Source organism: Streptomyces sp. NPDC051738 (genome assembly GCF_044453205.1).
Classification (GTDB): domain Bacteria; phylum Actinomycetota; class Actinomycetes; order Streptomycetales; family Streptomycetaceae; genus Streptomyces.
This window is the reverse complement of record NZ_JBITCM010000015.1, coordinates 1-23,109: the sequence shown is the minus strand read 5'-3', so window position 1 is coordinate 23,109 and position 23,109 is coordinate 1. Positions and strand designations below refer to the sequence as shown.

Sequence of the window (23,109 nt, the reverse complement as noted above, 5' to 3'; positions counted from 1 at the left end):
CATGCCGAGGAGAGCCTCGGGAGGACTGCCGGCCGAGCGGGGCAGGTGAATGAACGGTGCTTACCTACGACGGCTGTCGAGCGCGGGGATGAGAAGGACAGCTCTCAGTGGTTGAGGTCGGTGTCGGAAACCGGGTGCCGGTAGGCGGGTGCGGTGCTCGAGCGGAGCGAGACGGGCGGCGCGAGGAGATGGTGGCGCGGTGCCGCGTCGGGGTGATCGAGCCGCTCGACGAGCAGTTCGACGGCGAGGCGCCCCATCTGCTCCGCCGGCACGTCGGCCGCCGTGAGCTGCGGGGTCACCGTCTCCGCCCACCGGCCCGCCACCACTCCCGTGATGGAGAAATCACGCGGCACATGGAGGCCCGCCACGGCCAGCCCCCGGTACAGACCGCCCAGAGCGGCCTCGTTCAGGGTGACCAGCGCCGTGGTGGCCGGATCGTCGTGCAGGATCCGCTCCACGCATGCCTGGCCGGAGGCGGCGTCGTCGCCGCAGCAGTACGTCCGCACGGTGAGCCCGCGCTCGGCCGCCGCCTTGGTGAAGCCGTCGAGGCCGCGGTGCGCCGACTCGTAGCCGGCGCGCAGCAGGTGCTCGGGCCGGTTCACGAAGGCGATCCTGCGATGGCCCAGGTCCGCGAGGTGGTGGACGCAGGCGGCGGTCAGTGCGGTGTGATCCAGCCCGACCCACCAGTCTCCGTCCGGCTGCGCGGTGCGACCGATGCAGACGGCGGGGAAGTTCTCGGCGACGAGGTGGTCGATCCGGTCGTCCTGGAGCCTGATCTCCATCAGGATCGCGCCGTCGACTCGCCGCTCGGCCAGCAGCCGCTGGAAGGAGCGGTCGCTGTCCACGCCGCTCGGGGAGAGCAGCACGTCGTAGTCGTAGGCCGCGGCGGCCTCCACCACGCTGCCGATGAAGTCGAGTTGCATGCCGGTGTAGTGGTTGCCGGCCGGCGGAAAGACCAGGCCGAGGGTGCTGGTCCGGCCGTTGGCAAGGGCACGGGCGCTGGCGTTCGGGCGGTAGCCCAGTTCGTCGATGACCCGCTGGATCTTCTGCCGGGTCTCGTCGGACACCGGGCGCTTGCCGCTCAGCGCGTACGACACGGTGCTCCGCGAGACACCGGCCCGCTTGGCGATCTCACCGATGTTCACGGCACTCCTTCGTCGAACCGGTTCCGAAGCGAGCCGGGTGTCGAACCGGTTCGCTGCCAGGGAAGCTAGGAGCGGTCGAGCCCGCTGTCAACACCTTGCGCGAACTTCCGGGAACCGCCGTTCAATCCATGTCAGAAGTATTGCTGGCTCTTTTTGAGGAGTGCTAGCTTCCGGCGAACCGGTTCGAGTGAGCCGCACCAACCCCAGCTTCACCCCGACATCGGGCCCCGGAATTCCGGGCCCGCACAGCTCTATCCACATCGAACCGGTTCGACTCACGACTCACGGGACAAACCACCTCACTGGAGACCTCAGTGCGACGCACACCCAGCAGAAAGAGAGCGGGCGCCGGCACCGCCGCCGTCACAGCCCTCGCCGCCCTCCTGGCCGTACCCACAGCCGGCACGGCCGGCGCGGCGGAGCCCGAGCAGCTGACCATCGACCTCGCCACCGACACCGGCGCCTTCCACGGCGGCGCCTCCGGCTCGCTGTACGGCGTCTACGGCGACGGTGTTCCCAGCCGCAACGTTCTCGAAGGCATGCACGTCCGCACGGTGTCGACGAAGGCCCAGGACGGCCCCCAGCATCCGGGCGCAGACGCCCTGGAGATGCTGCCGCCCTTCGTGGACTCGGGCGGCAAGGACGTCTACATCTACATGACCGACATCTACCGCGGCTTCCCGTACCAGTGGCCGGGCGCGGACGGTCCGGCGCGGCTGGCCGACTTCAAGGAGAAGATCAGGAAACAGGTCCAGCAGGTGCTGACCATGGGCGACTACCAGGACAACGTCGTCTACGTCCCCTTCAACGAGCCCGAGGGGAACATGTTCGGCACGGGCGAGTGGAGCTACAACAAGATCTCCTGGCTGAACGACCCGCAGTACTTCCTCGCGGCGTGGAAGGAGGTCTACCACCTGATCAAGAGCCTGGACCCGGACGCCCGCATCGCCGGCCCCAACACCAGCGTGCTCTACGACCAGGTCAAGGGCTTCCTGCAGTACGCCAAGTCCAACGACGTCGTCCCGGACGTGATGACCTGGCACGAGCTGTCCAGCCCCGCCGCGGTCCGCACGAACGTGGCGAAGTACCGGCAGATGGAGAAGGACGTCGGGATCGACCCACTGCCGATCAACGTCAACGAGTACGGCCACAACTACCACCTCTCCGTGCCCGGCCAGGTCGTGCAGTGGGTCTCCGCCATCGAGGAGTCCAAGATCGACGCCGATCTGGCGTACTGGAACATCGACGGCAATCTCAACGACTCGGCCGTGGAAGCCAACAAGGGAAACGGCCAGTGGTGGCTGTTCAACGCCTACGGCCAGATGTCCGGGCACACCGTCCAGGTGACCGCCCCGCACCCCAACCAGCAGTACACCCTCCAGGGCGTGGCGACCCTCGACGAGGACAAGAAGCAGTCCCGGGCGATCTTCGGCGGCAAGAGCGGTGACGCGGACGTCGTCTTCAAGAACATCGACCCCAAGCTGTTCGGTACGACGGTGCACGCCACCGTGCAGGAGATCCCCTGGACCGGACAGGTCGGCGACTCGCCCCAGCCACTGCGCCTGGCCGACCGGAAACTCGCGGTCGGCGCGGACGGCACCGTGACGCTGCCGATGGCCGGCATGAACGAGATGTCCGCCTACCAGGTCATCCTCGCCCCCGGCGGCAAGGGCGGGACACCGGCCGAACCCTCCGTCGGCTGGCGGAAGACGTACGAGGCGGAGAACGCCACCTACACCGGCAGCGGCTACTCCAAGAACGGCCCCGAGGGATCGCCCTCCCAGGTCGGGAAGTTCGCGACCTCGGGCGCCTACAACGTCGGCGGCCTGCGCACCGGCTCCGACGGCGTCCTCGGCTTCGACGTCGAGGTCCCGCAGGACGGGACGTACGACCTGAGTGTGTTCGCCAACTCCTACAACCTGTACGACCTGGTGAAGGAGCAGGGCCCCACCAACGTATTCCTGCGCGTCGACGGCAAGGACCCGCAGGAACTGCGGCTCCCGCTCGGCTACAAGTGGGTTGTCTGGGGCCACACCGACACCACGGTGAAGCTCACGGCCGGCAAGCACCGCATCACGCTCGCCGCGAAGGACCCGGACCTGGGTGTCACCAAGGGCGACGCCATCATCGACAAGATCGACCTCGCCCTGCGCGACGAGCACGTGACCGCACCCGCGATCTACGAAGCCGAGTACGCCACCCTCTCGGGAACCCGGCCGCGCTACACGGACGCCGCTACCTCGGGCCCCGGCACGGTGCCCCTGGGCAAGGGCGACTCCGCGACCTTCTGGGTCCACGCCCGCGCAGACGGCGAATCGACCATCTCCGTCGACCACTTGGGCGGCGGCCGGGCCGGTCTCTCCCTCAACGGCGAGAAGCTCGACGTGCCGGCAGTGGGAGGCGGCAAGAAGGGCCAGGACAGCGTCCTGGTGTTCCTGTCCGGCGGCATCAACAAGATCACCGTCACCGGAGCCTCGGGCGAACTGGCTCTCGACCGGCTGCGGGTGACTCCGTCGCACGGCGCGCTGGTGCCGACGATCTACCAGGCGGAGGACGGCCATCTGAGCGGCGCCGCCAAGGTGACCGACGCCTACACCTTCGCGTCCGGCGGCAAGGCGGTCACCGACATCGGTGACGGCAAGGCCAACGCCCTCGCCTTCGACGTCACCGCCGCTCGGCCCGGGCGGCACGCGGTGACCATCCGCTACTCCAACGCCGAACAGGCCCCGGCCACCCACTACAACCCCGACCCGATCGCCCGCCACGCCGACCTCTCCGTCAACGGCGGACCGGCTCGCCGGGTGCTGTTCCCGACCACCTTCCACTTCAACAACTTCTGGGAGCTGACCGTCCCCGTCACTCTCGAGAAGGGCACCAACCGGCTCACCTTCACCGCGCAGGAGCTGCCGGACTTCAACGGTGACACCTACAACCAGTACGACCAGCGCTCCCCGTACGCCCCGGTCATCGACCGGATCGCCGTCACCCCGCTCACGCAGGCACCACCAGCCAGGGCTGGCCGGGCGACAACGGTGACTGGACACAGTTCGACAACTTCGTCACCCAGCTCATCGGCGACGTACGCGCCAACAACATGACCGTCCAGTGGGACCTGTGGAACGAGCCCGACGGCATCAACTTCTGGGGCGCCTCACGGACCCAGTACCTGCAGATGTGGTCGCGGTTCCACACCCGTGTGCGGGCCGCGTTCCCGAACCAGCCCATCGTCGGGCCCAGCCTCGCGAGCCGGCCGAACGCCTCCAACGCCTGGTGAACGACGTTCCTCAGCACGCCAAGAGCCACAACGTGGCCCCGGACATCTGGAGCTGGCACGACCTGCCGGGCGACCCGGTCACCGACGTCGGACGGGCCAACTCGACGCTCGCCGCAGCGGGGTTGACCAACTCCCGGCCGTACCAGATCGACGAATACGGTGCCCCGTCCCAGCAGACCCCCGGCGGCGGCGCCTGGTTCATCCTCGGCAGCGACGGCAACACCGGCACGGTCAACGTCAACCTCACCGGCCTCAACACGACGTCGGTGGTGGAGAACAGCAGGGTCCGTGCGGTCGTCCAGCGCGTCCCCCACAACAGCGGGGCCGCGGTGGCCGGGCCCGAGACGATCTCCGACACCACCCTCGTTGTCAACGGCAGCGCCGCCTCGCCGGCCCTCCCGTGGTCCAGCGCCAAGGACGGCTACACCGTCACCCTGCTGCCGCCGTCCAACACCACCGTGTCCACGGTGGCCGTCAGCCAGAACAGCGGTCAGTGCAGCCACGACCACCAGCTCGTCGCCGTACACAGCGGCAAGTGCGTCGACGTCTCCAACGTCTCCACCCAGCCCCGGGCCCTGGTCCACCAGTGGACCTGCGACCCCGCCAGTGCCCTCGGCACCAAGAAGAATCAGATCTGGCGTCTTCAGGGCAAAGCCTGACGAGCCAACTCCCCTGCCCACGGCCTCGGTTCGCATTCCGACTGTGCACCGAGGCACCACTCCTTCCCACGACGCGGCCCGGCGGTGCCGCTGCGCACGCGCTGGCGGCACCGCCGGGCTCAGTGTCCTGTGTGGGTCTACTCAGTCACTTTCAGCAGCTTGTTGGGCGTTCCGCTGCTCGGGTTGGTGATCTTGTCGCCGGTTGCCGCGCCGGTGAGCGCGGTGGCGACCTGAGCGGGAGTGGCGTCCGGGTGCCCGGCCAGGTAGACGGCGGCGGCTCCAGTGACGTGGGGGGCGGCCATGGAGGTGCCGGAGATCGTCTTGGTCCCCTGGTCGCTGTCGTTCCAGTCGGAGGTGATGTCCGAGCCCGGCGCGTACAAGTCCACGATCGAGCCGAAGTTGGAGAAGTCCGACTGGGCGTCGTCCTTGGTGCTGGACGCGACCGTGATGGCTTCGGGGACCCGGGCCGGTGAACTCTGCCCCGCGTCCGCCGACTCGTTGCCGGCGGCGACCGCGAAGGTGACACCCGAGGCGATGGCCTTCTTGACCGCCTCGTCGAGAGCGGGGTCCGCGCCGCCGCCGAGACTCATGTTGGCCACCGAGGGGCCCTGGTGGTTCTTGGTCACCCAGTCGATGCCGGCGACGACCTGCTCGGTGGTGCCCGAGCCGTTGTCGTCGAGCACGCGGATCGCGACGATCTTGGCCTTCTTGGCCACCCCGTGGGAGGCGCCGGCGATGGTTCCGGCCACGTGGGTGCCGTGGCCGTTGCCGTCGTCGGCCGTGTCGTCGTTGTCGATGGCGTCGAACCCGGAGGCGGCACGGCCTTCGAAGTCCTTGTGGCTGATGCGTACGCCGGTGTCGATGACGTACGCGGTCACTCCTTCCCCGGCCTTGTCCGGGTAGGTGTACTTGCTGTCGCCGGCCGTGTCGTTCTGGTCGACGCGGTCCAGGCCCCAGGACGGCGGGTTGTCCTGGGTGGCATTGATGTGGAACTTCTTGTTCTGGACCACCTTGGACACCGCGGGGTCGGCCGCGAGCCGCTTGGCCTCCGTCTCGGTCAGGCTTCCGGCGGAGAAGCCGTTGACCGCCGAGCCGTAGGTACGGCTGATCTTGCCACCGTACTCGGCGGCCAGATCCCGCTTCTCGCCCGTGGACGCCTTCTGGTCCAGGAGGACGATGTAGCTTCCGGCCACGGCTCCTTCGGCATTCAGACCGTAGACGGTGCCCTCCGCGGCCTGTCCGGCCTGAGCGATGGGGGACACGTAAAGGCCGGCGCCGACGACGGTTGCGACGGCCGCGATCGCGGTGACGATCTTGGCCTTGCCTGAGCGTTTGTGATGCGCCGTCAAGAGGGGTCTCCTCGTGAAGTGGGGGGATTTGCGTTCGAACGGCAGCGCTGCGCGTGCTCAGGAGAGTGCCGACTTGTCGCGAGCAGATCAATCTCTTGATGTGACCCCGACGTCCGACGGATGGTCGACCTCCACGGGATTCACGCACATTCGAAGCAACCCGAGCGCAAATGTGCAGCGCTGAACGCTGGTTGAATCACCAAGGAACGGTCCAGGATTATCTGTGCCGATTTCTTCACCGTCTACTCACATGCGGTGGCGTTGAGCGTCACCTTGCATGGGCAACCGGGTGCGCTCGAGGCACTGTTGGGCCGCCTCCTGACCCGGACGGGTCACGGCCCAGGCGTAGCTGACGTCGGCTTCTCCGGCGCCACAGCGTGCCTCGGCCTCCACGCACTACAGCTGCGGGAGCACCTCGCCGGCGATGAGTTCCAGGTGATCGAGGTCATTGAAGTCGATCAGTCGCAGATGGATCCGGCTTGCGCCGATCGCGGAGAACTCGCCGAGCCGCTGCACGAGCTGGGCCGGGGATCCGACCACCGGATCCTCCGGCGGCAGCGCACTCTTGACATGCAGCGGGGCGGCCCGCCGTTGCGCCTCCGCGTCGGTACGGCCGATGGCGACCACGACCCCGGCCGAGAGCACCAGCGGTGGCTGACCGGCGTCGTCCCGTCCGGTCCGGTCGCACGCCTCGGCGACCCGCTGGTACGCCCGGGCCGTCTCCGCCACCGGCTTGAAGGGCATGTTGAATTCGTCGGCATACCGAGCGGCCAGCTCCGGGGTGCGCTTGGGGCCGCGGCCCCCGACGATGATCGGCGGCGCCGGCACCTGCACGGGCTTCGGCAAGGCGGGCGCGTCGGCCAGTTGGTAGTGGTCGCCGCGGTAGCTGAAGCTCTCGCCGACCGGTGTCCGCCACAGGCCGGTGATCACCGCCAGCTGTTCCTCCAGCCGATCGAAGCGCTCCGGGGCGGGCGGGAACGGGATGCCGTACGAGGTGTGTTCCCGTTCGAACCATCCTGCGCCGAGGCCCAGCTCGACCCGTCCCCCGCTCATCCGGTCGACCTGCGCCACCATCACGGCAAGCGGGCCCGGCAGCCGGAAGGTCGCCGAGGTGACCAGGGTGCCCAGCCGGATCCGGGAGGTCTCCCGGGCGAGCGCGCCCAGCGTGAGCCAGGCGTCGGTAGGGCCTGGCAGCCCGGGATCGGCGCCCATCGCCTGGAAGTGATCGGCCCGGAAGAAGCCCTCGAACCCGCCGGCTTCGACGAGTCGGGCGAAGCGCAGCTGATCCTCGTAGTCGGCGCCGCGGTGCGGCTCGGTGAAGACGCAGATCCGCAGGCTCATCGCCCCTCCGTTTCGGCCGACGTGGATGTGTCCCGTTCCATCAGCAGCTCGTGCAGATCGGCGCTGCACCGGGCCACTTCGTCGAGGTGCGCGGTTCGGCCCAGCGTCCTCGGCCGGGGAATGGCGACCTCGACGATCTTGCGGATCCGGCCCGGGCGCGGGCTGAGCACCACCACCCGGTCGGCGAGCACCACGGCCTCGTCTATCGAGTGGGTGACGAAGACGACCGTGGACGAGTTCTCGATGTGGATGCGCTGCAGCTCCACCGCAAGGTCCGCGCGGGTCAGCGCGTCGAGTGCGGAGAACGGTTCGTCCATGAGCATCACCCGGGGCTCGCCCATCAGCGACCGGCACAGTGCGACGCGTTGCTGCATACCGCCGGAGAGCTCGTGCGGCCGGTGCTTCTCGAAGCCACTCAGTCCGGCCGTCTCCAGCAACCGCTTCGCCCGTTCGCGGTACTCGGCCTTGTTCCAGCCGAAGATCTCCACGGGCAGCAGGACGTTGTCGAGGACGGACCGCCAGGGCAGCAGTGCCGGCCGCTGGAACAGCATGGCGACATCCCGCCCGGCTCCGGTGACTCGCTCGCCGCCGATGGTGATCTCGCCCTCGGTGACCGGCAGTAGCCCGGCGATCAGCCGGAGCAGTGTGGACTTGCCGCACCCCGACCGGCCCATCACCGCCACGAACTCACCCTCGGTGATGTGAAGGCCGATGTCCTGGAGCGCCACCGTCGAACCGGACCGGCTGGTGAAGCTCCGGGACACACCGGTGAGTCTGATCATCCGGCGGTCTCCCCATCCACTGGCGATCGCCATGTCGGCCGGTTCGTAACGCCCAGTCAGGCTACCCGCAGCAGGCCGCTCGGCGGTACCTGTCGTCCCGTCGGTGAATGCCCCGGTGCCCCACACCTGGCCCACAACTAGCCGTCCCTCGTACGCTGTTGCCCGCACCAAGTGTCATGCCCGCGGCGGTTCCGCCACGCCGTTCCGTCTCGTCTGTCACGTCCGTCTCGACGCCCCCTCCGCCGGCGCAGTCGGCGGTCGGAAAGGACAACACTGTGCGCATGATCAGGTTCGCCCGTACGGTCGCCGCGGTGGCCCTGACCACGGCGCTGGCGCTGGTGGCGGGATGTGGCGGCTCGGATTCCGACGCAGGCGCCGGTGAAGACGGCAAGGCACTGAAGAAGGTGACCTACCTGACCTCGTTCGGCAACTTCGGCCGGGACGCGTACGCCTGGGTCGCGAAGGACAAGGGGTTCTTCGAAGAGGCCGGCTTCGACGTGGAGATCAAGCCGGGCCAGGGCACCGGCGGCGTGATTCCGGCCGTCGTGAGTGGCCAGGCGCAGTTCGGCCCGATCGACCTGACGGGAGGTCTGCTGCATATGGGCAGCGGTCAGGCGAAGGACTTCGTCGCGGTGGCCGCCATCCAGCAGCGCACCATGGCCGCGATCGCCACCACCGAGGGCAACGGCATCGCCACACCGAAGGACCTCGAGGGCAAACGGCTCGCCGACACGCCCGGCTCCGTCGTACGCAACCTCTTCCCGACGTACGCCCGACTGGCCGGCGTGGACGCCGACAAGGTGACCTGGGTCAACGGCGAGGCACAGACCCTGATGGGCACGCTCGCCGGCGGTTCGGTGGACGGCATCGGCCAGTTCGTGGTGGGGAAGCCGACGATCGAGGCGGTGACGAAGAAGAAGGCCGTCCTGCTGCCGTACAGCGACGTGATACCCGACCTCTACGGAAACGTGCTGATCACGTCGAAGAAGATCGCCGAGCAGGATCCGGAGATGGTGAAGCGGTTCACCGATGCGCTGCTCAAGGGCTTGGAGTACAGCCTCGCCCACTCGAAGGAGGCCGCCGAGATCCTTGAGCGGAACGTGGACGCCACGAACCCGACCGCTGCGGCCGCCGAGTTGGAGTTGATGGCCGAGTACGTCACGCCGATCGGTTCCGGCACGGCACTCGGGACGCTGGACTCCGCACGTGTCGCGAGGAGCATCGCGATCCTGGAGCGAGCGGGCGCGCTGCGGCAGGGAGTGTCCCCTGAGCAGATCATCGACTTCGACCTGGTGCCGAAAGCCTGATCGCGCCGCGCCGGAGAAGGGCCGCGCCGGGAGAAGGGCCTCACCGGAAAAGGGCCTCGCTGGGAGAAGGATGGGATGACCGAACTCTCGAAGCCGCAGCAGGCCTCGGCGGCGGGCCCGAGGCCGGTGCCAGTGCCACGAGTCGGCCCACGGCGCAGGACGGGCCTCGGCATCGTGCTGCTGCCCTTGGCGGGGCTTCTGGTCGCGCTCGGCGTGTGGTGGCTTCTCACGTCGGTGCTGGGGGTGATCCACCCGGCTGTGCTGCCTCCGCCAGGTGCCGTGCTCTCGGCGTTCGCCGCAGCCCCGATCCGGTTTCTGGACCATGCCGGCGACACGACCGTGGAGACGGTGGTCGGGTTCGTTCTCTCCAGCGGCTGCGGTGTTCTGATCGGACTGTCACTGGCGGGCTCGCGGGTACTGGAGCGAATGTTCACGCCGCTGCTGGTCGCCGTCAACGCGGTTCCGAAGATCGCGCTCGGGCCGCTGTTGGTGGGAGCGCTCGGTTGGGGGCAGAAGCCGGTCCTGACCATGGTCTTCCTGCTCTGCTTCTTCCCGATCGTGCTGTCCACCGCAGCCGGCCTCACCTCGACCCCGGCGGACCTGGCCGAGTTGGCGCGCTCGCTGGACGCCTCGCGCTGGCAGGCGTTCCGGAAGGTGAGGTTGCCCGCCGCACTGCCGCAGATCTTCGTCGGGCTGAAGGTGGCCATGCCTCTGGCCGCGATCGGCGCGGTCATCGGCGAGTTCCAGGCCGGTGAGAGCGGGCTGGGCTATCTGATCGTCCAGGCGGGTGGGGTCGGCGACACCGCCACCGCCTGGGCCGCGATCATCCTGATCGGATTGATGAGCATCCTGCTCTACTTCGCTTTGGTGTTGTTGGAACGGTTGGCGCTGCCCTGGGTCAGGGACACCACCTCGCGCGGCTGAACCGGCTGGGCTCGTGGCTGGGTCCCCACGGCATTCCTTGTCGGTTTTCACTTCGTCCGCGAGGCGGAGGCCGATGATGTTGTTGGCCTCGTCCGCCTTGTTGTCCGCATCGGACCCGGGGAGGTCCTTCGCGACCTTGTCGAGGGTGCCCAGGGAGTCGGAGGAGTTTTCCGCGACACCGGCCTTGCTGGTGCCCGTTTGCGCGAGTACGGAGAGGCCTGCTCCGGCAGCGGCGACGGCCAGCCGATAGGAGAGGGCGAGTTCGGGGGCGCCAGATTCAGCCCCGCCGTCGGCTGTGAAAAACGATGAGTTGATCGGCCCGTTGGGAGAGGTTCGCGGCGGTTTTCCCGTATCTGAATGAGCGTCAGCTGACCTGGACCACCAAGTCGCTGCGGCGGGGCGGGCGATTCCCCTCCGGGACTCCTACGGCGTCCTGGAGGCCCACGCTCGACAGCATGCAACGGTGACGAGCAGTTGCGGTCGGTCGTGTGGCGCTTCCGTCAGCCTGCGGGGCGCCGGTTCGACACCGATGGTTCGGCGGTGGCGGCGAGCAGGGCGGTGTCGTCGTCGACCCGGTCGGGGGTGTTCAGCAGCTCCAGGGCTCGTTCGGTGATCTGTTGCGGGTCGGTGCGGGCGTCGGCGGGCAGCGTGCCGCAGGTCTGGCGCAAGGCCTCCAGGCAGCCGTCCAGGGACAGCGCCCGGTTTTCCACCAGGCCGTCGGTGTACAGCAGCAGGCTGCTGCCGGGCTGGAACGCCACCTCACGGTCGACCGGAGTGCTGCCCAGTCCCAGCGGCAGCGCCGGGGGCAGCTCCAGATAGGCGGTGTCGGTCGCTATCAGCAGGGGCGGCAGGTGCCCGCTGGCGGCGTAGCGCAGGCGGTGGCGGTGTGGGTCGTAGACCGCGTACAGGCAGGTGGCGAAGCGTTCGGTGGCGAGCGACTGCAGGTAGGCGTCCAGCCTGGCCAGCACCTGGGCCGGGCCGGCGCCCTCCATCGCGAGGCTGTGCAGGGCGGAGCGGAGCTGGCCCATCACGATGGCGGCTTCCACGTCGTGGCCCATGACGTCGCCGATGGCCAGCCCCACGGCACCGTCGGGCAGTGCGAGCACGTCGTACCAGTCGCCGCCGACCTCGGCGCCGCGGTTGCTGGCCCGGTAGTGGGTGGCCAGGCGCACGCCGGGCACCTGGGGCAGGCGGTGGGGCAGCAGGGCGCGCTGCAAGGTCAGGGCGAGGCGGCGCTCGTTGTGGTACCGGGTGGCGTTGTCGTAGGCCAGGGCCAGGCGGTGGGCGAGGTTCTCCAGATACTTGCGCTCGACCGCGGAGTAGCCGGTGTGCCGGACCAGTACCAGGGCCCCCAGTGTCTGGTCGTGGGCGTGCAGCGGCAGGGCCAGCATGGAGGCGGGCGGCGGGTGCGGGCCGGCTGGGGCCGGGGCGGTGCCGTTGATCGCGTGGGTGGCGGCGCTGGCCAGGGCCTCGCGGGCAAGAAGTGGAGTGCCGGCGATGTATGTCGGGGGCGATTGTGCCGGGGCGGGTCTTGCGGCGGTGAGGTGGATGCTGATCTGGTCGGCGAAGTCGGGCAGCAAGATCTGGCCGGCGGTGTGAAGGATCTGGTCCGGGTCGAGGGTGGCGGACAGCCGCAGGCCCGCCTCGGCCAGGGAGCCCAGCACGGCCAGCTGGTTGCGGGTGTCGGTCAGGACCTGTTCACGCAGCCGGGACAGCTCCAACCCGGTGCGGACGCGCGCCAGCAGCTGGCGCGCGGAGAAGGGTTTGGCCAGGTAGTCGTCGGCGCCGGCCTGCCGGCCCTGCACGGATTCCTCCTCCCCGGCGCGGGCGGTGAGCAGGACGATGGGCAGGCGGGCGGTGCGCGGGTCGGCGCGCAGCGCCCGGACCAGCTCGAAGCCGTCCATGCGGGGCATCATCACGTCGCTGAGCACCAGCTCCACCGGCTGCGCCAGGGCCATCTCCAGGGCGGCCCGGCCGTCGGCGGCGAGCAGGACGTCGTAGTCGGGCTGCAGGAGCTGGGTGAGGTAGGCGCGCATATCGGCGTTGTCGTCGACGACCAGCAGGCGGGCCCGGCGGGGGCGGTCGGTTTCATGCGGACCGGGGCCGTGGGTCGCGCGGGCGCGCGGGGCATCGTGGGGCGCGGGGGCGTGCGGAGTGCGTGCCGCGGAGGTCGCCGCGGCGGGGACGGGGTCAGCCGCCAGCCAACCCAGCGCCTCGTCCACATAGGCCGCGGCGCGGCCGGACGGGCCGCCTCCGCCTTCCCCGGGGGATCCGACGCCGGCCGCGGCCGAGTGCGGGCGGGGCCGGTGGGCGGCGGCGAACGGGAGGTCCACGGTGACGCAGGTGCCCTCGCCGAGACGGCTGTCCACGCCGACGGTGCCGCCGTGCGCTTCCACCAGGTCCTTCACCAGCACCAGGCCGAGGCCGCTGCCCTCGTGAGAGCGCGAGCGGGCGCCGCGGACCCGGTAGAAGCGCTCGAACAGGCGCGGGAGCTCGTCCGCGGGGATGCCGGTGCCGGTGTCGGTCACGGTCAGCCGGGCCCGTTCGCCAACTGCGGCCACCTGCACCCGGGCGCCGCCGGTGAAGGTGAACTTCAGGGCGTTGCTGAGCAGGTTGAGGAGGATCTTCTCCCACATCTCCCGGTCCAGGGACACCGGCTTGGACAGCGGCGGGCAGTCCACCTCCAGCGTCAGCCCGGCCGCCTCGAAGGCGGAGCGGAACACCCCGGCCAGCTCGGCCGTGGCACGGGCGAGGTCGACCTGCTCGAGGGCCGGACGTACCTGCCCGGCATCGGCCCTTGCGACCTCCAGGAGGGTGTTGACCTGCTTCAGCAGGCGCAGAGCGCCACGCTCGGCCAGCTCCAGCTGCTCGCGCCGCTCGGGCCGGTCCTCGTCGGCCAGGACCTGCTGGAGCGGGCCCAGGAGCAGGGTGAGCGGGGTGCGCAGTTCATGGCTGACATTTGCGAAGAAGGTGGTCTTGGCCCGGTCGAGCTCGGCCAGCGCCTCCGCCCGTCGGCGCTGCTCGTCGTGGGCGAGCGCGGCCGTCAGCGCCCCGGCCACGGCGGCGGCGAGCACCTCCAAGAAGTCCCGGTAGGCCCCGGACGGCGGGAAGCAGGGGTTGACGCCCACCACCAGGACGCCTCCCACCTCGCCCGCGCATTCCAGCGGCAGAGCCAGCGCCTGCTCGACCGGGAGCCGGGAGGCCGCGGCGTGCTGGCCGGCCGTGTTGCCGCCGGTGAGCGCGACGGCGGGCAGCGTGACAGGGGCACCGGCGGCGACCACCTGCGCCAACCGGGCGGCAACCTCCGACCCGTCGGCCGCACTCAGCGAGACCGCCGCGGGCGCCGGCCGGAGCCCTACGGAGGCCGCCGGCCGCAGCATCCCCGGCTCGGTGGCCAGGTACAGGCCCAGAAACGGGACCTCCTCGGGATAGGAGCCCAACACCTCCGCGACGACGCGGGCGACCTCGCCCGGGGTGACCAGCCCGGCGGTGCGGGCGCCGGTCTCGCTCAGCAGGCGCAGCCGGCGCTCGCCCAGTACCCGGCCGGTGGTCTCGGTGATGATCTGCAGCACGCCGCCGGCGGTGCCGTCGTCCAGCAGCACGGGCTGGAAGGAGGAGTCGAAGTAGCACTGTTCCAGAAAGCCGTGGCGCTCCATGATGAGCGGCTCGTCGGGGATCAGCAGGGACTTGCGGGTGTCGGTCACATAGTGGAAGTGGGAGCTCACCGGGTGGGCCCAGACCTCGGGGAACACATCCTTATAGGGCCTGCCGAGTGCCCAGGGGTGCTTGGCGCCGACAATGGGAGAGGATCCCAGGTTGTACAGCGTGGCGAATTCGGCGCCCCAGTACAGAGCCATCCCGTGCTCAGAGGTGAGCATGAGGCGCAGGGTGTCCACCAGGGGTCCCGGCCAGGACTCGGGCGGCCCGAGCGGCGTCGCCGCCCACTCGATCCCGGCCAGAAGCTCGCCGAACGCGCCGGCCTCGGCGAACATCCGGGCCGCCGCGGTGCGCGGGTCATCGGGCCGGGTCATCGAGAAATCTTCCTCCTGGCGCCTATGTGGTCCGCCCGCGCCCTCCCACTGCCGACGGCCACTCGCGCTGCGCACCCTCCGGGCAGATCGGACACCAGATCCGATGGTTCTGGCTATGGTTTCGCCAGAATTACACGGATGAATAATCAAATACTGCGATTTGCTCAGCAGTGTACGCTTTCAGGCGCATGCCAGCGGCGAGAGGAAGACGGGGAGCCGCAAGGGCAGGACGTGGACTGCCCGGGCTGCGCTTGCTGGTGGTGATGCTGGTCACCGCCGCAGGATCACCCTGGTGTGGGCCGACGGCGGACACGCCGACTCGTCGACTGGCCCCGGTTCCGCCTCGCGCTCACCATCGTCAAACGTACCGATGCTGCCACGGGGTTCGTCGTCGTACCGCCTCACCGGCGAAGCCACGGCGTGCCTCCGCCAATGTGCGGCAGCCTTCGGCGCGGGTGCGGACGAAACCCCAGTGCAGGAGTCAACGCTGCACGCCGGTTGGAATGTCGCCGTCCGGTGCCTGATGGGGCAGCCGTTCCAGTGTGGCGGCGATGCCGGCCCGTCCCACGACGTCGATCAGTGCCTGCCCGATCACGGAGACCGGTTCGCGGGCCGGGACCACCAGCCCGATGCGCTCCGTACGGACCGGGCGGACCAGGGGAACGGCGCGCATGCCCGCGGGCACGCCGAAGACGTGGAGCCAGGCGTGCGGCACGACGCTCGCCCATTGACCGGCCCTGACCTGAGCGAACAGGGAGGCGATGGAGTCGGTCTCGACCCGCGGTGTCACGGATACGCCCACGGCCTCGAACACCGCGTCGAGCACCTGTCGGCCCTGCATCATGGGGTGCAGCAGACACAGGGGGTACTGGGACGCCTCCTCCCAGGAGATCTCGTCGGGCCCGGAGCCGGGCGCGGTCCGCTGGGTCAGCAGCACATAGCGTTCCTGGTAGAGCGGTACGAACTTGAAGTCGTGCGCGGCGACGGAGCTGTGATAGGTCACGGCGGCGTCGAGTTCGTACGTCCGTAGCCGGTTCACGATGTCCTCGGCCTGGAGGTCGGCGAAGACCTGGACGGTCGCCAGCGGGTTGGCGGCACAGAACGGCTGGGTCAGCAGCGCGACCGCCGTGGCCGCGGTCGGGACGGTGCCGATGCGCAGCCGGCCGCTCAGCCCCGCTCGCAATGCCTGGATCTCGCTCTGCATCGCGTCACGGTCGGCGAGGATGCGCTGTGCCCACAGAACGACCCGCTCGCCCTCCGGGGTGAAGCCGTCGAATCGGCGTCCCCGCTGGACCAGGGGGATGCCGAGCTCGTCCTCCAGCTTCCGGATGCCTTCGGACAGGGCCGGCTGGGACACGTAGCAGGCCTGGGCCGCCTTGGCGAAATGGCGGGCGCGGGCGAGGGCGACGAGGTACTCGAGTTGGCGCAGCAGCACGCCTCCATGATCCCCCGCACCCGGCCCGCCCGGCACCGTCACCGCGCGGCGGTGATCGGTGCTGCCTGTCAGCAGATAGGAACTACCGCTTTGACCTGCCGCGAAGCGCTGGCGAAGAGTGTGCTGCGAACGGTGGGCGGGATATGTCGCGCCCGCGCAAGTCCAGGCGCGCGGGCTGCCCCGCTCCTGGACTCGCCGGACGCCGCCGAGCATGCCCGCCCCAGGACGGAGAGGGCGTGGTGTGCGATGCGGGATATCGACGAACCGGACGAGGGCGAGCTGTCCGTGACGGCCCCCAAGTCGTGGGCGACCGGTGCTCCCGCGGTCGTGCACGCACTGCAGTACGCGCTCGGGCAGACCTCGCCGAAGCGCACCGCGCTGACCCTGCTCAACATCAACCAGGCGAAGGGCTTCGACTGCCCGGGCTGCGCCTGGCCGGAGCCCGCTCCCGGCAAGCGCCACCGCAACGAGTACTGCGAGAACGGCGCCAAGCACATCGCCGACGAGGCGACCTCCCGACGGGTGACCGCCGATTTCTTCCGCCGGTACTCGGTGGACGAGCTGAGCCGGAAGTCGGACTACTGGCTCAACCAGCAGGGCCGGCTGACCGAACCGATGGTGCTGCGCGAGGGCGCGACCCACTACGAGCCGATCGGCTGGGACGAGGCACTGGACCTGCTCGCCGACGAGTTGCGCGCCCTGGAGCACCCGGACGAGGCACTGTTCTACACCTCCGGACGGCTGGCCAACGAACCGGCCTTCCTCCTCCAGCTCTTCGCCCGCGCCTTCGGCACAAACAACCTGCCGGACTGCTCCAATATGTGCCACGAGTCCAGCGGTTCGGCACTGAACGAGACCCTGGGCATCGGCAAGGGCAGCGTCAGCCTCGACGACCTCTACGACTCCGACCTGGTCTTCGTCGTCGGGCAGAACCCGGGCACCAACCACCCGCGCATGCTGTCCGCGCTGGAGGAGACCAAGCGCCGCGGCGGCCACGTCGTCGCCGTCAACCCACTGCCGGAAGCCGGACTGCTCCGCTTCAAGCACCCGCAGAAGGCACGCGGCATCATCGGCCGCGGCACGGACATCGCCGACCAGTTCCTCCAAATACGGCCCGGTGGCGACCTGGCCCTGTTCCAGGCGCTGAACCTGCTGTTGCTGGAGGCCGAGGACAAGGAACCCGGCACCGTTCTGGACCGCGAGTTCATCGAGGCGCACACCACGGGCTACGACGCCTTCGCCGAGCACATCCGCGAGACCTCCTGGGACGCCGTCCTCGAGGCCACCGGCCTGAGCAGGGACGAGATCGAGCAAGTCCACGAGCGGGTGCTGGCCAGCCGCAGCGTCATCGTCTGCTGGGCGATGGGCCTGACCCAGCACAAGCACGGCGTGCCCACCATCCGCGAGGTCGTCAACTTCCTCCTGCTGCGCGGAAACATCGGCCGCCCGGGCGCGGGAGTGTGCCCGGTGCGCGGACACAGCAACGTGCAGGGCGACCGCACCATGGGCATCTGGGAACGCATGCCCCAGCCGTTCCTCGACCGGCTGGGACAGGAGTTCCGCTTCACCGCGCCAACCAAGCACGGCCTGGACTCCGTCGACTCCATCAGGGCCATGCTCGACGGACGGGCCAAGCTGTTCCTCGGAGTCGCCGGCAACTTCGTACGCGCGACGCCCGACAGCGACGCCACCGAACGCGCCCTGCGCAACTGCCGCCTGACCGCGCACATTTCGACCAAACTCAACCGCTCCCACGCGGTGTGCGGACGCACCGCCCTGATCCTCCCCACGCTCGGCCGCAGCGACCGTGACGTCCAGGCGCGCGGCGAACAGTTCATGACGGTCGAGGACTCCATGAGCGAGGTCCACGCCACCCGCGGCCGGCTCGCCCCCGCGTCCGCGCACCTGCTCAGCGAGGTGTCCATCATCAGCCGCCTCGCCGGCAAGGTCCTGGGTGCCGAACCGGACATCCCCTGGGCGGACTTCGAGGCCGACTACGACCTCGTCCGCGACCGTATCGCCCGGGTCGTCGACGGCTTCGACGACTTCAACGAGCGGGTTCGGCGGCCGGGCGGTTTCCGCCTGCCCAACCCGGTCAACGAGAAGGTGTTCCGCACCCCCTCCGGGAAGGCCGTCCTCACCGTCAACGACTTCACGATGCTCCAGGCGCCCGAGGGCCACCTCGTCCTGCAGACCCTGCGCTCGCACGACCAGTGGAACACCATTCCGTACGCGATGGACGACCGCTACCGAGGCATCAAGGGCGGCCGGCGCGTCGTCCTCGTCAACCGCGTCGACCTCACAGACCTCGGCCTCGACGACGGCACCCTCGTCGACCTCATCAGCGTCTGGACCGACGGCTCGGAGCGCCGCGCCGACGGCTTCCGCGTCGTCGCCTACCCGACGCCCCGGGGTTCAGCGGCCGCCTACTACCCGGAGACCAACGTCCTGGTGCCGCTCGACAGTGTCGCGGACATCAGCAACACGCCCACGTCAAAGAGCGTGATCATCCGCCTGGAACGGGCATCCGACCAGCCACCTGCGTAGCAGAAGTGGATCACCCGCTCACGGAGCGCACCCCGTGACCGGCCGACGCTGCCTACGAGACGGAGGGCCCCGGCTACTCAGTGGCGGGCTACGGGAGCGCCAAGCACGAGGGGGGCAGTCACCTACCGAACCTCGCCCGATCAGGCTTCCCTCGCACGAGCCGGGTCTGGACGTGAGCGCTGCGCTGACGCCACTTCAACCTCGCTCTGGGCACCGTCACCTGACCCGTTGATCGGGGCAGCCTGGTCGTGCCCTGGGCATGGTGGTCTGCAACCGGGATGATGAGCGAGCTGGATGCGGCGATCGCCCATGGGGGAGAGACAGCTCATGAAAGCTTGTGTGGTCGGGGCCGGCCCCGGGGGAATCGTCACCGCCAAGGTGCTGCTGGAGAACGGCTTCGACGTCACGGTCTTCGACAAGTACCAGCAGGTAGGCGGTATCTGGTCAGCGGACGGCTGCTACGACGGGCTGGCCAACCAGTCCGCGCTCCGCCTCTTCGAGTTCGCGGACCTGCCCAACAGCCTGCACTTCGCCCGCGCGGTGGACACGCAACGCTACCTGGAGAACTACGCCGAGACCTTCGGTGTACTGGACCGTGTCCGACCCGGCACCGAGGTGATCTCCATCCGGCCGGTGGACGGGCCCGGGCGGATGGGTACCTCCGGCTGGTCGGTCGACTCCCGGCCCGTCGGCGACAGGGCGGCGGACGTTCATCACGAGACATTCGACTACGTCGTGGTCGCCAGTGGGGCTCATCATCATGCCCAAGTGCCCGAGCTGCCCGGGCGTGAGTTGTTCCGCGGGACCGTGCTGCACTCCAACGAGGTGAGGGCCGGCACCTTCGCCGGGCGGCGCGTGGTCGTCGTGGGCGGCGGCAAGTCCGCGTTGGACCTGATCACCCGCGCTGCACACGAGGCGACCTCGGCCACACTCGTCCAGCGCAAGGTGAACTGGATGATCCCCGAGCGGCTCCTGCTCGGTCTGGTCAACTACAAGTGGATCCTGTTCACCCGGCTCGGCGAGGCGCTCCTGCCCCGCTACCACGATCCGGCCTGCATCCGTCCGATCGACCGCATCGACGACCGGGTCAAGCGGGCTCTGTGGTGGCTCATCACCCGCGACATGCTGCTTTCCACCGGGCTGTACCGGCTGCCGAAGCAGTTACGGCCCGCTCACGCGCTCCCCTTCCACCTGGCCCACGCGGGAGTGATACCACGCGGCTACACGCGGGCCGTCCGCCGCGGCCTGATCGCCGCCAAGGTCACCGCCGTCGAGGCGTATACCGACAAAGGGCTGCGACTGGCGACCGGCGAGGAAGTGGCGGCGGATGTCATCGTGTTCGCCACGGGGCACCACAAAGTCTTCCCGTTCCTGGATTCGAGCGTGCGCGTGCACGATGCCGACGGGCGGCTGCGGCTGTACCGAGGCATCGTGCCACCCGACGCCGACCGGCTGGGGTTCGTCGGTTTCCGGCAGGTCTTCAACAACATCATGGGCGTGGAACTCACCGCGCACTGGCTGACCTGCAATTTCCGGGCAGCACTGCGCAGCACTCCGGGCGAGCAGGAGATGCAGGAGGCCATTGACGCCCGCCTGGCCTGGCAGGAGCAGGTGCTGCCCGGATCCGGCGGCTACGACTTCGGCCCGTACGACATCCATTGCGCGGACGAACTCCTGCACGACATGGGGTTGCCGTCCCGCCGCGCCGGCAACCTGCTGGCCGAATACCTGCTTCCCGGCGGAGTCGCACACCGCTACGCGGGCCTGACTCGACCGAGGGAGAAATGAATGCGGAGCATGGGCGGCCCGAGCCTCTGCGACCCCCGCTGACCTCCTGACGAATGCCCGCAGGTGTTTGTGTGTGCCGGGGGACGGCGCCTGCATCCAGGGCCTGTTGCGAGTGGATCGTCTGTCAGACCTGCCTGGGATGCTCCGAGCATGGAGATGACAGTGCAGCTGACGATCGACTGCTCCGATCCGCAGAGAATGGTGACTTTCTGGGCCGAGGCCCTGGGCTACGTGCCTGAGCCTCCGCCGGGCGGGCACGCCACGTGGCGTGCTTACTGGGCGGCGGTGGGGGTGCCCGAGGCAGAGTTGCCGGCCGGTGCCGGGGATATTCCGGAGTCGATCATCGATCCCGCGGGACGTGGACCGAGGGTGTGGTTCCAGCAGGTTCCGGAGGCGAAGGTCACTAAGAACCGGTGGCACTTCGATCTGAAGGTCGGTGGGGGCCGTGACGTCCCACTGGACGTCCGCACACAGCGGGTCAAGGCTACGGTGGAGCGGTTGGTCAAAGCTGGTGCCACCGTGCTGCGGATCAAGGATGAGCCGGACATGGGGCTCTACGCCGCCGCCATGCAGGACCTCGAGGGCAACGAATTCGACGTCGTCTGAGGGCCGTTGCGACGGTGCCGGTCACAGCCACTCGTTCACGGCTGCGACCAGCACCTCGCCTCGTAGCGGACGGGGAGCTTGTCGTACCTCGTGGCCACTGCCCTCTGCCTTTTACATCGGTTGATCCCGCACTCGACCGCATGGCGCTCGCGGTAGTCCACCGCATCGAAACGCGGCGGTCGGCCGCCACCGGAGCCGACGCAGGTAGGCGCGGTTCTTGTGGGAGGAGTACGCCCGATCGGCACGTAGTGGATCCGGGCGGACGCGTGGCCGGCCCGATCCGATGGGGGGACGCGGACGTTCTCCAGCACGGGCTCGAATTGCGGCGAGTCGCCGCGCTGCCCGGCCGTCACCACGATCGACATGGGCTTTTGGCCCTGCTCGACAGTCACGTGCAGCTTGGTGGTGAACCAGCCACGTGAGCGTCCCAGCCCGTGATCACAGGGCTCTGTGGAATCGACGCTCAGGTCCCACGTGATCCCGCCCTTCGCGTCGGCCTGGGACTGAAGTCGGGTGAGGACCCGGTGCCAGGTGCCGTGGAACTCCTGTCCGAACCCGGAACCGTATGCCGTCGATCAGCTGCCGCCGGGGCCAGATGGGCGGCCGTCCCACCTTCGCTCCCTTGGGCAACTACGGCTCCAACACCGCCCACTGTGCATCCGTGAGGTCTCCCCCCGCCATGACCCACGATCATTCATCGCTCAAGGTCCACTTTCGATACACGTCCTAAAAGAGCGTTTTGTCCCGGCGAGGTTGTTTGGTGGCGCTCTGGGTGGCGAGTGGACATGAGACCGGTGAGGCGAGCGTGCTCAATGCGGGCTGTGTGACAGCAGACGCCGCACCTCTGCCCGTTTAGGTCGAGTCGCTCCTGTCTGATCCCAAGGCGCCCCTGATTACCGCCGTTTGCGCCCTGGGGACAAGCCAAGTCCGACGGTACTAACGAAACATGCCGCCACACCGCCCATATCCCAGCGACCTCTCCGATGCCCGCTGGGAGCTGATCGGTCCCACACTCACCGCCTGGCGGGCCGAGCGCAGAGGCAAGGGCCTGGACATCGGCCGCCCACCTGAGCACGACCTGCGCCGCATCATGGACGCCATCCTCTACGTCGACCGCACCGGGATTCCCTGGCGGTACCTGCCGCACGACTTCGCCCCCTGGGAGACGGTCTACGGCTACTTTGCCGCCTGGCAGAAGGAAGGCATCTTCGGCCAACTCAACGGCCTGCTACGACGCCTGGTGCGGGAGGCCGAAAACCGGGATGCCGAGCCAAGCGCCTGCGTGCTGGACGCGCAGAGCATCAAGACCTCCGCCAACGTTCCCGCGGCCGGCAAGGCATCGATGCGGGCAAGAAAATCGCAGGCCGCAAGCGCCACCTCGGCGTCGACACCCTCGGCCTGCTGCTGGCCGTCTGGGTGACCGCCGCCAGCGTCTCCGACAACACCGGCGGCATCCACCTGCTCTCCCAGATCGCCACCACAAGCCCCCGCGTGACCAAGGCGTGGGCCGACACCGGCTATCGCACCAAAGCCATCGACCACGGCGCCCGTCTCGGCATCGATGTCCAGGTCGTTCAACGCGATCCCGGCACCAAGGGGTTCAAGGTGATCCCCCGGCGTTGGGTGGTCGAGCGGACGCTCGGCTGGCTCATGCACCACCGCCGCCTCGCCCGCGACTACGAGACCCACCCGCACCGCTCCGAAGCCATAATCCACATCGCAATGATCGACCTCATAAGCCGACGGCTCACCCGCGAATCCACCCCGAACTGGCGCCACACCTGAACCTCGAACCAAACAACCTCGCCGGGACAAAACGCTCTTTAAAAGAGCGTTTTGTCCCGCCGAGATTGTTTGGTGGCGCTTTCGGTGTGGGCTGACTTGAGCCGGCTGAGACAGGTGCGCTCAAGGCGTCGCCTGT

At 69.1% G+C, this 23,109-nt stretch carries 14 protein-coding genes and 1 pseudogene; 9 read left to right on the top strand and 6 right to left on the bottom strand.

What is annotated here, in order from left to right:
• Positions 1-104: 104 nt before the first annotated feature.
• Positions 105-1,145, bottom strand: coding sequence for a LacI family DNA-binding transcriptional regulator (locus tag ACIA8X_RS30960; protein ID WP_393444318.1), 1,041 nt, complete (start codon positions 1,143-1,145; stop codon positions 105-107).
• Between the two features lie 314 nt (positions 1,146-1,459).
• Between ACIA8X_RS30960 and ACIA8X_RS30955 the strand changes: the two genes are divergently transcribed.
• From ACIA8X_RS30955 to ACIA8X_RS30945, 3 genes are read left to right on the top strand one after another with little or no spacing between them, the layout of a single operon-like run.
• Positions 1,460-4,243 (top strand): cellulosome protein, encoded by a 2,784-nt coding sequence (locus ACIA8X_RS30955; RefSeq protein ID WP_399459650.1) that lies wholly within the window; start codon positions 1,460-1,462, stop codon positions 4,241-4,243.
• Complete coding sequence (locus ACIA8X_RS30950) at positions 4,240-4,419, top strand: hypothetical protein (protein ID WP_393444322.1); 180 nt, start codon at positions 4,240-4,242, stop codon at positions 4,417-4,419. Before ACIA8X_RS30955 ends, ACIA8X_RS30950 begins: the two co-directional genes overlap by 4 nt.
• Positions 4,416-5,078 (top strand): RICIN domain-containing protein, encoded by a 663-nt coding sequence (locus tag ACIA8X_RS30945; protein ID WP_399459649.1) that lies wholly within the window; start codon positions 4,416-4,418, stop codon positions 5,076-5,078. Before ACIA8X_RS30950 ends, ACIA8X_RS30945 begins: the two co-directional genes overlap by 4 nt.
• A 137-nt stretch (positions 5,079-5,215) precedes the next feature.
• Here the strand turns inward: ACIA8X_RS30945 and ACIA8X_RS30940 are convergent, their stop codons facing one another.
• From ACIA8X_RS30940 to ACIA8X_RS30930, 3 genes are all read right to left on the bottom strand, one after another.
• Entirely contained in the window at positions 5,216-6,427 is a 1,212-nt protein-coding gene (locus ACIA8X_RS30940; protein ID WP_393444326.1) for a S8 family serine peptidase, read from the bottom strand.
• A gap of 396 nt (positions 6,428-6,823) precedes the next feature.
• Complete coding sequence (locus tag ACIA8X_RS30935; protein WP_393444329.1) at positions 6,824-7,768, bottom strand: LLM class F420-dependent oxidoreductase; 945 nt, start codon at positions 7,766-7,768, stop codon at positions 6,824-6,826.
• Complete coding sequence (locus ACIA8X_RS30930; protein ID WP_399459648.1) at positions 7,765-8,550, bottom strand: ABC transporter ATP-binding protein; 786 nt, start codon at positions 8,548-8,550, stop codon at positions 7,765-7,767. The genes ACIA8X_RS30935 and ACIA8X_RS30930 overlap by 4 nt, the downstream gene beginning before the upstream one ends.
• Before the next feature lie 281 nt (positions 8,551-8,831).
• Here ACIA8X_RS30930 and ACIA8X_RS30925 point away from each other — a divergent pair, with 281 nt between their 5' ends.
• Entirely contained in the window at positions 8,832-9,857 is a 1,026-nt protein-coding gene (locus ACIA8X_RS30925; protein WP_399459647.1) for an ABC transporter substrate-binding protein, read from the top strand.
• Between the two features lie 75 nt (positions 9,858-9,932).
• Positions 9,933-10,781, top strand: a complete 849-nt coding sequence (locus ACIA8X_RS30920; protein ID WP_399459646.1) for an ABC transporter permease — start codon at positions 9,933-9,935, stop codon at positions 10,779-10,781.
• A gap of 500 nt (positions 10,782-11,281) precedes the next feature.
• On the opposite strand, the gene ACIA8X_RS30915 is transcribed toward ACIA8X_RS30920, so the two are convergent.
• Together ACIA8X_RS30915 and ACIA8X_RS30910 are read right to left on the bottom strand one after the other, a co-directional pair.
• Positions 11,282-14,812, bottom strand: coding sequence for a SpoIIE family protein phosphatase (locus ACIA8X_RS30915; RefSeq protein ID WP_393444337.1), 3,531 nt, complete (start codon positions 14,810-14,812; stop codon positions 11,282-11,284).
• Positions 14,813-15,293: 481 nt separating this feature from the next.
• On the bottom strand, positions 15,294-16,247 hold the full coding sequence (locus ACIA8X_RS30910; protein ID WP_393444339.1) for a LysR family transcriptional regulator: 954 nt from the start codon (positions 16,245-16,247) through the stop codon (positions 15,294-15,296).
• A 246-nt stretch (positions 16,248-16,493) separates the two neighbouring features.
• On the opposite strand from ACIA8X_RS30910, the gene ACIA8X_RS30905 reads away from it, so the two are divergent.
• The 4 genes and pseudogenes from ACIA8X_RS30905 (at position 16,494) to ACIA8X_RS30890 (ending at position 22,973) form a co-directional block, all read left to right on the top strand.
• Positions 16,494-18,794, top strand: coding sequence for an FdhF/YdeP family oxidoreductase (locus ACIA8X_RS30905; RefSeq protein WP_393444341.1), 2,301 nt, complete (start codon positions 16,494-16,496; stop codon positions 18,792-18,794).
• A 327-nt stretch (positions 18,795-19,121) separates the two neighbouring features.
• The gene (locus ACIA8X_RS30900) at positions 19,122-20,582 is read left to right on the top strand and encodes a flavin-containing monooxygenase (RefSeq protein ID WP_399459645.1); all 1,461 of its coding nucleotides are present in this window, start codon (positions 19,122-19,124) and stop codon (positions 20,580-20,582) included.
• 150 nt (positions 20,583-20,732) lie between these two features.
• The gene (locus ACIA8X_RS30895) at positions 20,733-21,188 is read left to right on the top strand and encodes a VOC family protein (RefSeq protein WP_399459644.1); all 456 of its coding nucleotides are present in this window, start codon (positions 20,733-20,735) and stop codon (positions 21,186-21,188) included.
• A gap of 946 nt (positions 21,189-22,134) precedes the next feature.
• Positions 22,135-22,973, top strand: a pseudogene (locus tag ACIA8X_RS30890) (IS5 family transposase).
• Positions 22,974-23,109: the final 136 nt, after the last annotated feature.

Excerpts from the sequence above, each read along its gene's own strand:
- ACIA8X_RS30950 (WP_393444322.1), top strand. The coding sequence starts at position 4,240 with ATGACCGTCCAGTGGGACCTGTGGAACGAGCCCGACGGCATCAACTTC.
- ACIA8X_RS30935 (WP_393444329.1), bottom strand. The coding sequence starts at position 7,768 with ATGAGCCTGCGGATCTGCGTCTTCACCGAGCCGCACCGCGGCGCCGAC.
- ACIA8X_RS30930 (WP_399459648.1), bottom strand. The coding sequence starts at position 8,550 with ATGATCAGACTCACCGGTGTGTCCCGGAGCTTCACCAGCCGGTCCGGT.
- ACIA8X_RS30925 (WP_399459647.1), top strand. The coding sequence starts at position 8,832 with ATGATCAGGTTCGCCCGTACGGTCGCCGCGGTGGCCCTGACCACGGCG.
- ACIA8X_RS30920 (WP_399459646.1), top strand. The coding sequence starts at position 9,933 with ATGACCGAACTCTCGAAGCCGCAGCAGGCCTCGGCGGCGGGCCCGAGG.
- ACIA8X_RS30915 (WP_393444337.1), bottom strand. The coding sequence starts at position 14,812 with ATGACCCGGCCCGATGACCCGCGCACCGCGGCGGCCCGGATGTTCGCC.
- ACIA8X_RS30905 (WP_393444341.1), top strand. The coding sequence starts at position 16,494 with ATGCGGGATATCGACGAACCGGACGAGGGCGAGCTGTCCGTGACGGCC.
- ACIA8X_RS30900 (WP_399459645.1), top strand. The coding sequence starts at position 19,122 with ATGAAAGCTTGTGTGGTCGGGGCCGGCCCCGGGGGAATCGTCACCGCC.
- ACIA8X_RS30895 (WP_399459644.1), top strand. The coding sequence starts at position 20,733 with ATGGAGATGACAGTGCAGCTGACGATCGACTGCTCCGATCCGCAGAGA.